The organism is Pseudoxanthomonas sp. G3, from assembly GCF_057654715.1.
This window is the reverse complement of the sequence record NZ_CM172805.1, coordinates 3,175,983-3,184,956: the sequence shown is the minus strand read 5'-3', so window position 1 is coordinate 3,184,956 and position 8,974 is coordinate 3,175,983. Positions and strand designations below refer to the sequence as shown.

9 protein-coding genes are annotated in these 8,974 nt (G+C 67.9%); all 9 read right to left on the bottom strand.

Annotated elements, in window-relative coordinates; all coding sequences use genetic code 11:
• Positions 1–128: 128 nt before the first annotated feature.
• Positions 129–746: a DUF1294 domain-containing protein gene (locus AC23D6_RS15300; protein WP_487750073.1), complete on the bottom strand. Its 618-nt coding sequence runs from the start codon at positions 744–746 to the stop codon at positions 129–131.
• Positions 747–750: 4 nt separating this feature from the next.
• On the bottom strand, positions 751–2,112 hold the full coding sequence (gene mgtE, locus AC23D6_RS15295; protein WP_487750072.1) for a magnesium transporter: 1,362 nt from the start codon (positions 2,110–2,112) through the stop codon (positions 751–753).
• 204 nt (positions 2,113–2,316) lie between these two features.
• Positions 2,317–4,038 carry a phosphoenolpyruvate--protein phosphotransferase gene (gene ptsP, locus AC23D6_RS15290; RefSeq protein ID WP_487750071.1) on the bottom strand — a complete coding sequence of 574 codons (1,722 nt, stop codon included), beginning with the start codon at positions 4,036–4,038 and terminating at the stop codon, positions 2,317–2,319.
• A complete protein-coding gene (locus tag AC23D6_RS15285) occupies positions 4,038–4,307 on the bottom strand; it encodes an HPr family phosphocarrier protein (RefSeq protein WP_487752653.1) in 270 nt (89 codons plus the stop codon). Before AC23D6_RS15285 ends, ptsP begins: the two co-directional genes overlap by 1 nt.
• Entirely contained in the window at positions 4,300–4,692 is a 393-nt protein-coding gene (locus tag AC23D6_RS15280) for a PTS sugar transporter subunit IIA (protein WP_487750070.1), read from the bottom strand. The genes AC23D6_RS15285 and AC23D6_RS15280 overlap by 8 nt, the downstream gene beginning before the upstream one ends.
• Before the next feature lie 170 nt (positions 4,693–4,862).
• Positions 4,863–5,726, bottom strand: coding sequence for an RNase adapter RapZ (gene rapZ, locus AC23D6_RS15275; RefSeq protein ID WP_487752652.1), 864 nt, complete (start codon positions 5,724–5,726; stop codon positions 4,863–4,865).
• Between the two features lie 59 nt (positions 5,727–5,785).
• Positions 5,786–6,736 (bottom strand): HPr(Ser) kinase/phosphatase, encoded by a 951-nt coding sequence (hprK, locus tag AC23D6_RS15270; RefSeq protein ID WP_487752651.1) that lies wholly within the window; start codon positions 6,734–6,736, stop codon positions 5,786–5,788.
• Between the two features lie 184 nt (positions 6,737–6,920).
• Complete coding sequence (gene hpf, locus AC23D6_RS15265; protein ID WP_487750069.1) at positions 6,921–7,241, bottom strand: ribosome hibernation-promoting factor, HPF/YfiA family; 321 nt, start codon at positions 7,239–7,241, stop codon at positions 6,921–6,923.
• A 261-nt stretch (positions 7,242–7,502) separates the two neighbouring features.
• Positions 7,503–8,942, bottom strand: a complete 1,440-nt coding sequence (locus AC23D6_RS15260) for an RNA polymerase factor sigma-54 (RefSeq protein WP_487750068.1) — start codon at positions 8,940–8,942, stop codon at positions 7,503–7,505.
• Between the last annotated feature and the right edge of the window lie 32 nt (positions 8,943–8,974).

The following is an 8,974-nucleotide window of genomic DNA, read 5'->3' as shown; positions in this document are numbered from 1 at the left end:
CGCGCGTGGCGCGCAGCGCAGGGATCAGTGCATCCCAGGGCATGTTGTAGGAAAGCGCCGCGCACGGCGATCGCGCGGGACAACGTCCGGTTGTCGCGAGCGCACACGCGAGGCAACGGTCGCCTGGCTTATGCGCTCCCCCAGCACCAGGCCGCCACCGCGCCGCCGTGCAGCGCCACCATCGCCCAAAACGTCGCGCGATAAGCCGGCTTGCGCGATTTGTGTCGCAGCCACTGCTGTCCGAGCCAGGCCCCGGGCCAGCCCCCGGCGAGTTCGAGCAGGTGCAGGGTGGATTCCGGCGTACGCCAGCGACCGGTCTGTGCGGCATGTTTGTCCAGGGCGTAAGCCACGAAGGTGATCGCCGACAGTCCTCCCACGACAAACACCGCTTCGAACGGCAGCCGTCCGCTGCGGACGGCCCAGGCGATGAGTACGGTGTACGCGAGCGTCGCCACCGCGCCGGGAAATACAGATTCGGGTCGCGGTGCGGCAGATGTGGATGCACGGGGCGCAGACAGGGCGGCGCGTGCGGCGGGCGTGGTCCGGCGTACCGCCGTCGCGCGCCATTTGCCATCGGGTTGGCGCAGCGCGCTGAACTTCACCAGTTCGCCTACTTCGGGACGACGACCGTCGAGCCGGTAGTCGCGGACGTGGAAGAACACGCGTGCCCGCTCATCTCCGATCGGGACGATGAAGCCGAAGCCGCGGTCGTCGTTCCATTCGCTGACCTTGCCGAGCCGCTCCATGGGCTCAGTGCAGCAGAATCAGCGTCGCCAGGCCGAGGAAACAGAAGAAGCCCATCACGTCGGTGACCGCGGTGACGACGACGGTGCCGGCGACGGCAGGATCGATGTTCATGCGCTTCAGCAGCAATGGCAACAGCACGCCTGCGGTGGCGGCGGCGCAGAAGTTCAGCACCAGCGCCATCGCGATGACCAGTGACAACAGCGGGCTGCGGAACCAGACGAAGGCGATCACGCCCACGATGCTGCCGATGAGCACCCCATTGATCAGCGCGACGCGGATCTCCTTCCAGAGCAGGATGCGGGCATTGCTGGCGCCCACCTGGCCCAGAGCCAGGCCGCGCACCATCAGCGTCAGCACCTGCACGGCCGCGTTGCCGCCGATGCCGGCGACGATGGGCATCAGCACGGCCAGCGCGACGATCTTCTCCAACGTCACCTCGAACTGGCCGATGACACTGGCGGCCATGAACGCCGTGAACAGGTTGATACCCAGCCACACCACGCGGCCGCGCACGGCGCGTTTGACCGGCGAGAACAAGTCCTCGTCCTCGTCCAGACCGGCGGCGCCCAGCGCCTGGTGCTCGGCCTGTTCGCGGATGATGTCCACCACGTCGTCGATGGTGATGCGGCCGAGCAGGATGTTGTTGTCGTCCACGACGGGCGCGGATACCCAGTCGTGGTCGGAGAACTGGCGCGCCACTTCCTGCGCGCTTTCGCCCACGTCGATCGCCGGCTGCTCGTCGTCGATCAACCGGTTGATGGGCGTGGTGTCCTCGTGCGTGACCAGCGCGGCCAACGGCACGCGGCCCAGGTACTGGTGGCGACGGCTGACCACGTAAAGGTGGTCGGTGTGGTCGGGCAGTTCGCCGCGCAGGCGCAGGTAGCGCAGCACCACGTCGACGTTGACGTCGGCGCGCACGGTGACCACGTCCGGGTTCATCAAGCGGCCGGCGGTGTCCTCCGCGTACGACAGCACCTGCTCCAGGCGTTCGCGGTTCTCGCGGTCCATCGACTTGAGGACTTCGTCGATGACGGTGTCGGGCAGGTCTTCGACCAGGTCCGCGAGATCGTCGATGTCGAGGTCCTCGACCGCGGCGACGATTTCGTCGGTGTCCATGTCCGCCAGCAGGCTTTCGCGCACTTCGTCGCCGACGTGCACCAGCACCTCGCCGTCGTCCTCGGGATCGACCAGGCCCCACACCACTTCGCGCTTGCCCGGCGGCAGCGATTCCAGCAGGTTGCCGATTTCCGCGGGGGACAAGGTGTTGACCAGCCGGCGCACGGGACCCAGCCGACCGCTGTCGAGCGCGTCGGAGAGCAGGCGCAGCTGGCGTGCGGTCTTGTCGTGGCGGATGGTCTCGACCATTCGGTACTCCGGAATGGGGCCGATCCGTCAGGCGGATGCGACCGGGGCATCAGGCGTTCATGGCGCCATTATCGCCCGCGTTGCGATTTATGGACACCCTGCAGGAAGGGCCGAAACGAAGCGTGGGGTGTGCGAGCGACGTCAGTCGCGATGAGGCGCCCGCGGTGGTCGGTCGCGACGGACGTCGCTCCCACAGCAGACATCTCAGGTTGCGGTCGCGGCCTTGAGCCAGCGTTCGATGCCCGCTCGGTCGCGCGCCTGCAGCAGTTTCGCCGTTCGGGCCTGCAGGTCCGACAGGTCGCTGTCGCGAATGGCTTTGCGCAGCTCGAGCAACGTGGCCGGATGCAGGCTGAACTCCCGCAGCCCCAAGGCCAGCAACATCGGCGCGAGGGTGGCGTCGCCGGCGATCTCGCCGCACATCGCCACCGGTACCTTGTGCTCGGCGCCGATGCTGATGACGTGGCGAAGCAGGCGCAGCACGCCCGGGTGCAGGGGCGAATAGAGTTCGCCCAGCGCTTCGTTGTTGCGGTCGGCCGCGAGCAGGTACTGGACCAGGTCGTTGGTGCCGATCGACACGAAGTCCACCACATCGACGAAACCATGGAACGCGATCGCAGCCGCTGGCACTTCGATCATCGCGCCCAGCTCGACGTGTTCGGCGATCGCGTAGCCCTGCTTGCGCAGCTGCAAGGCCACCCGGCGCATGCGCCGGCGGACCTCCAGCAGTTCCTCGCGGCCGCTGACCATCGGCACCAGGATCCGCACCGGGCCGTAGGCCGAGGCCCGGAGGATGGCGCGCAGCTGGGTGTCGAAGACGTCCGCATGGGCCAGCGACAAGCGCACGCCGCGCACGCCGAGTGCCGGATTGTCTTCGTCGCCTACGGCCAAGCCGGTGCGGTCGGCCTTGTCCGCGCCGAGGTCCAGCGTGCGGATCGTCACCGGGCGCCCACTCATGCCGAGTGCGAGGTCGCGGTAGACGTGGAACTGTTCGTCCTCGCTGGGCAACTCGCGGCGCTGGAGGAACAGGAACTCGGTGCGGTACAGGCCGACGCCAGCCGCGCCCAGGGCATGGGCGTTGGACACGTCTTCGAGCGATTCGGCATTGGCCCACAGCGCGATGTCCACGCCGTCGCGGGTACGGCTGGGCTTGGAGCGCAGGCGGCCGAGCTCGCGCTGCTCGCGGGCGGCATCGCGCAGCCGTTCGCGGTAACGGCGCAGGTCGTCCGGATCGGGATTGACCACGACTTCGCCGGTGCTGCCGTCCACCAACAGCACGTCGCCGTCGTTGATCCGCTGCAGCGCCTGCGCGTTGCCCACCACCAGTGGCAGGTGCAGGCTGCGGGCGAGGATGGCGCTGTGCGACAGCGTGCTGCCCGCGGCGGTGACCACCGCCACGACGCCCTGGGTCTGCAGTTCGGCCAGTTCCGAAGGCGCCACGTTGTCGCTGACCAGGATCTCGCCGGCCACGCCGGGCGTCTCCGCCGCGCGCTGGTGCAGATGCGCGTGGATGCGTCCGATCACATGGTCGAGGTCGTCCATGCGGCTCTTGAGGTACGCGTCGTCCATGCCGTCGAACACGGCGGCCAGGCGGTCGCGTTGCAGGCGCAGGGCGTAATCGGCGGTATAGCGGCCGGCGCGGATCAGTTCGTCCAGGCCATGCAGCAGCTCCGGATCGTCCAGCAGCAGGGCGTGCAGGTCGAGGAATTCGCCGACTTCCTTCGCCAGGGCGCCGTGCAAGCGGGCCCGCAGGCTGTGCATCTCGCGACGGGTGGCATCGACGGCCTCGTGCAGGCGCGCCAGCTCATCGTCGATCTGGTCCTGGCGGATGCGCTGCTCGGCAACTTCCAGGACGTGCGGCAGCCTGACCCGGGCACGTCCCAGCGCGCTGCCGCGCGACGCTCCGTGGCCCGGCAGCAGCGCCCGCATCAGGCGTCCTCGTCGAATCGTCGCTCGAACAGCGAGACGACTTCCTGCATCGCGGCGACTTCGTCCTCGCCTTCGATCCGGACCATGACCGGCGTGCCCTGGCCAGCGGCCAGCAGCATGACGCCCATAATGCTCTTGGCATTCACTTCGCGGCCCTTGGCCGCCAGCGTGGCGTTGCAGCGGAAGCCGGCCAGCGTCTGCACGAGCTTGGCGGTGGCACGGGCATGCAGGCCTAGGCGGTTGGAGATAGTGAGTTCGCGCTCAAGCATCGTCGTGAATGACTCCATTGCGTGCGCCGGCGGCGGCGGTCGCCGGCAGGTCGTCCAGTCCCTGTTCCGAATAGTTCATCACCCGAAGCAGCATCGGCAGGCTCAGCGCCGAAACGCGCCGGACCGGCGTGCCCAGGCGGGCGAGCTTGCCCGCCAAGTTGCTGGGGCTGGCCCCGTACAGGTCGGTCAGCACCAGCACGCCGTCGCCGTCGTCCACGCGCCGCAGCGCGGCGGACGCCTGCGGAAGCAGCGCCTCCAGGTCGGCGTCGAACGGCACCTCGAAGGCCTCCGCCTTCAGGGGCAGTTGCCGCAACAGCGCGGTGGCGACGGCGAGGATCGCCGCACCCACGCCCGGATGAGTCACAAGAAGAATGCCACAGGCCATGCAGGAACGTTAACAGACCGGCATGACACGCTGGAAGCGGCGCGGATGGAACGGTCAGGGTCTCAGCTATCCGTGGATTGGCCGCGTAGCGCGGAGCTTGCTCCGCAGTCCTTCTGTCCGGGGCTTCGGACGGCGCCAGCCGAGCAAGCGCGGCTCTACGGAATCCGGGATCAATCCAGTTCGCGGTGGAAGGTGGCGACTTCCTCCCAGCCCTGCTCGCGCGCGTGGCGGGCGAGCGTTTCGGCCAGGTACACGGAGCGATGTTTGCCGCCGGTGCAGCCGAAGGCGATGGTCACGTAACTGCGGGTCTCGCCGCGCAGGCGGGGCAGCCAGGTGTCCAGGAAGCCGCTCACCTGGCCGACGTATTCGGCGACTTCCGGCTGGGCGTCCAGGAACGTCCGCACCTTCGGGTCGCGTCCGGCGTACGGTCGCAATTCCGGGTTCCAGTGCGGATTGGGCAGCACGCGCGCGTCGAAGACGAAGTCGGCATCGGCCGGCACGCCGCGCTTGTAGGCGAAGGATTCGAACAGCAGCGACAACTGCGCGCTCTTGTTGAACGCGAACTCGGCGATGATCCTGCGCCGCAGCTGGTGCACGTTGAGCTGGCTGGTGTCGATGATGACGTCGGCTTCGGCGCGCAACGGCTCGATGATGGCGCGTTCCTGCCGGATGGATTCCTGCAACGACAGGCCGCCATGGCCCAGCGGATGGCGGCGGCGGGTGTCGGAATAGCGCCGCAGCAGGACCTCGTCGCTGGCGTCGAAGAAGATCAGCCGGCCTTCCAGTCCGAGTTGCGCCAGAGCGGCGCGCCATTGCGCCAGCCGGGTGAGGTCGCTTTGGCGGCTGCGCACGTCGATGCCGACGGCGATCTTCGGCGGCAGCTCGTCCTCGCGCATCAGGCTGCGCACGAACGACGGCAGCAGGTCCACCGGCAGGTTGTCGACGCAGTAGTAGTCCAGGTCCTCGAAGGTCTTCAGCGCGACCGACTTCCCCGAGCCGGACAGGCCACTGACGATGACGACCGTCGGCGCCATCGGGACCGGCGTGCCGTTGTCCTCGTGGACCGTGTCGGCGGGCGCGGCGGGCAGGTCGGTCATGGTGTACTGCGCTCGAGCAGGTTGCTGTGGCGCGCGATGAACATCGCGGCGGGGTCGATGCCCTTGGTACGCAGGATGTGCAGGCGCGTCGCCGCTTCCGTGAGGACGGCGAGGTTGCGGCCGGGCATCACCGGCAGGGTGATCAGCGGCACATCGAGGTCCAGCACGTGGCGGGTGCCGGAGTCGCCGGTCAGCCGTTCGTAGCCGTGCGGGTTGGGCTCGGTCATCGGACGCGTGAGATGGACGATGAGGCGCAGGTACTTGTTCTTCTTCACCGCAGTGTCGCCGAACATCTCGCGCACGTTGAGCACGCCCAGGCCGCGTACTTCCAACAGGTCCTGCAGCAGTTCGGGGCAGGTGCCGTCCAGCACGTCGGGCGCGATCTGGGTGAACTCCGGTGCGTCGTCGGCGACCAGGCGATGACCGCGGCTGAGCAGTTCCAGCGCCAACTCGCTCTTGCCCGAGCCCGCCTCACCCGTGATCAGCACGCCGATCGAATAGATCTCCATGAAGACGCCGTGCAGCGTGACTCGCGGCGCCAGCGTGCGCGCCAAGTGGTAGGAGATGTGGTTGAGCAGTTCGTGGCCGCGCTTGGGCGAAACCCAGAGCGGCGTGTCGTTCTCGTTGGCGGCTTCGCGCAGGTCCTCGGGGCAGGACTGGTTCTTGCTGATGACCAGCGCCAGCGGCTTGGCCTGGACGATCTTCTCGATGGTTTCCCAACGTTGGCGGGAGTCCAGCGAGTCGAGCCAGGTCAATTCTTCGGTGCCGAGGATTTGCACCTTGTTTGGATATACGGCGTTGAGATACCCCGCCAGCGACGGTCGCCGCGACAGCGTGTCGCCGGCTTCCAGCACCCGCTTCTCGCCTTTCTGGCCGGCCAACCAGCGCAGGCTCAGCTTGTCCTTCTGATGGTCGAACAATTCGCGGGCGGTGATGCTGGTATTCATCATGCGGAGGCGGCCGGCAGGAAGAGGGCGCCGGTTCGCGCGCGGACACCCAGGACGAGCCTGGGGCCGGCATGGGCGGAAGCGGCGGTTGCCAGTGTAAAGGGCCGGTGCGGCCTTCGCGACCGCACGGGCCGCTCCATCGCGGAGCGGCCCGGAACGCGTGCGGCCATGGCCGCACCCAGGATCAGCCGATCAGTTCGCCGCGCGGGGTGGTGCGCTGGACGTCGGCGCGTTTTTCTTTGTGCTTCACCAGCAGGCGATCGAGCTTGTCGGCCAGGACATCGATGGCGGCGTACATGGTCTGCGCGCCGGCATCGGCGTGCAGGGTGCGGCCGGCGACATTGATCGTGGCTTCGGCCAGGTAATCGGGTTTGCGGGTGCCCAGTTGCGTACGGACTTCGAAGGGTTGATCGAAGTGGCGTTCCAGCCGCTTCAGCTTGGTCTCGACATATTCGCGCAGGGCGGGAGTGACTTCGATTTCATGGCCGTAAGTCTCGATACGCATGTGTGCCTCCTTCGGGTCTGTAGAGCCGCGCGGGCGCGCGGAACGCGTGTCATGAGGAATGACAACGCAACGGTGTCTGGGGTTCCTGCAAATCCTCCTTTTCGGGGTCGATGGAAGGCAGTGCCTTCAGGCACAAGATGGACCCGTCGGCGGCAACTATCAACCGTCCGCGTGCTTTTTTTGCCGGCGGTCGGAGAGGTGTTAGGAAAGTGTTTTCGCGAACGGGAACCGGTCACGAAATGATCTGCGCCGCTCGACGGTTCAGGCGATGCGCACGCGCTCGTGTGAAGACAGGATGTTCATGGCTTCGCGGTACTTGGCCACGGTGCGGCGCGCCACCGGGATGCCGGAGGCCTTGAGCAGGTCGGCCAGCTTCGCGTCGGACAGCGGCTTGCGCGGGTTTTCGGCGTCCACCAGGCGGCGGATCATGGCCTGGATCGCCGTGCTGGACGCCTCGCCGCCGCCGTCGGTGTCGATGCCGGAGGCGAAGAATGCGCGCATCGGCAGCGTGCCGCGCGGCGTGCGCACGTACTTGCGCGCGATGGCGCGCGAGACGGTGGACTCGTGCAGGCCGACGTCTTCGGCCACGTCGCGCAGGGTGAGCGGGCGCAACGCCTGTTCGCCGAACTCGAGGAACCCCGCCTGCTGGTGCAGCAGGCAGCGCATCACCTTGAGCAGCGTCTCACCGCGTGCCTCGACGCTCTTCAGCAACCAGCGCGCTTCCTGCAACTGCGCCTTGAGGTAGCCGGCATCGCTGTCGCCGCACTGGCGGATCATCTGCTCGTAACCGCGATGGATCGTGATGCGCGGCAGAGTATTGCCGGCCAGCGCCGCCCGCCACACGCCACGCTGGCGCCACACCACGCAGTCGGGCACCACGTAGGTGTCGTGCGACAGGTCGCCGACCTGCGCGCCCGGCTTGGGGTCGAGCGTGCGCAACAGCTGCACGGCTTCCTCGACCTCGGCCACGGGCCGCTTCATCTCCTGGGCGATACCGGCCACGCCGCTGCGCGGAAGGCGCTCCAGCGCGGTCTCGGCGATCCGCATCGCCAGGACCTTGCCCGGGGTGTCGTCGCTCAGTACCGAGAGTTGCAGCTGAAGGCATTCGCCGAGCGAGCGCGCGGCCACACCGACCGGGTCGAAACGCTGCACCTGGTGCAGCACGACCAGGATGTCGTCTTCCGCCGCCTCAATCTCGGGGCGCAGCGTTTCGGCGATGCCGGACAGCGGCTCGCGCAGGTAACCGTCTTCTTCCAGCGCGTCGATCAACGCCGCGCCGATCGTGCGATCGCGCGGGGACAGGTGCGACAGGTGCAGCTGCCACAGCAGGTGGCCGTGCAGGGTGTCGGCCTCGACCACGCGTTCGGCCGGGCTGCCGTTTTCGTCGTCGTCGAAGGAGCCGCCGCCCCCGGACGAGGTCCAGGGGCCGTCGTCGGGGGACCAGTCGTCGGGTGCTTCGCCGCCTTCGCCGTTGCCGTCTTCGCTAGGGGTGCGTTCGGCGGGCGGCGCGTCGTCGCCGCCGGCGGGCGCGGCGGACTCCTGCTCGGGTTCGGCCCAGTCGAGGAGGGGATTGGTCTCGACAGCCTCGCTGAGCTCGACTTCGAGTTCGGTCGTGGACATCTGCAACAGGCGGATGGCCTGACGCAACTGCGGCGTCATGACCAGATGCTGTCCCAGCGATGTCTGAAGGCGTGGCTTCATTCCCGACCTTGGAAACCCGTGGTGGCGGCCAG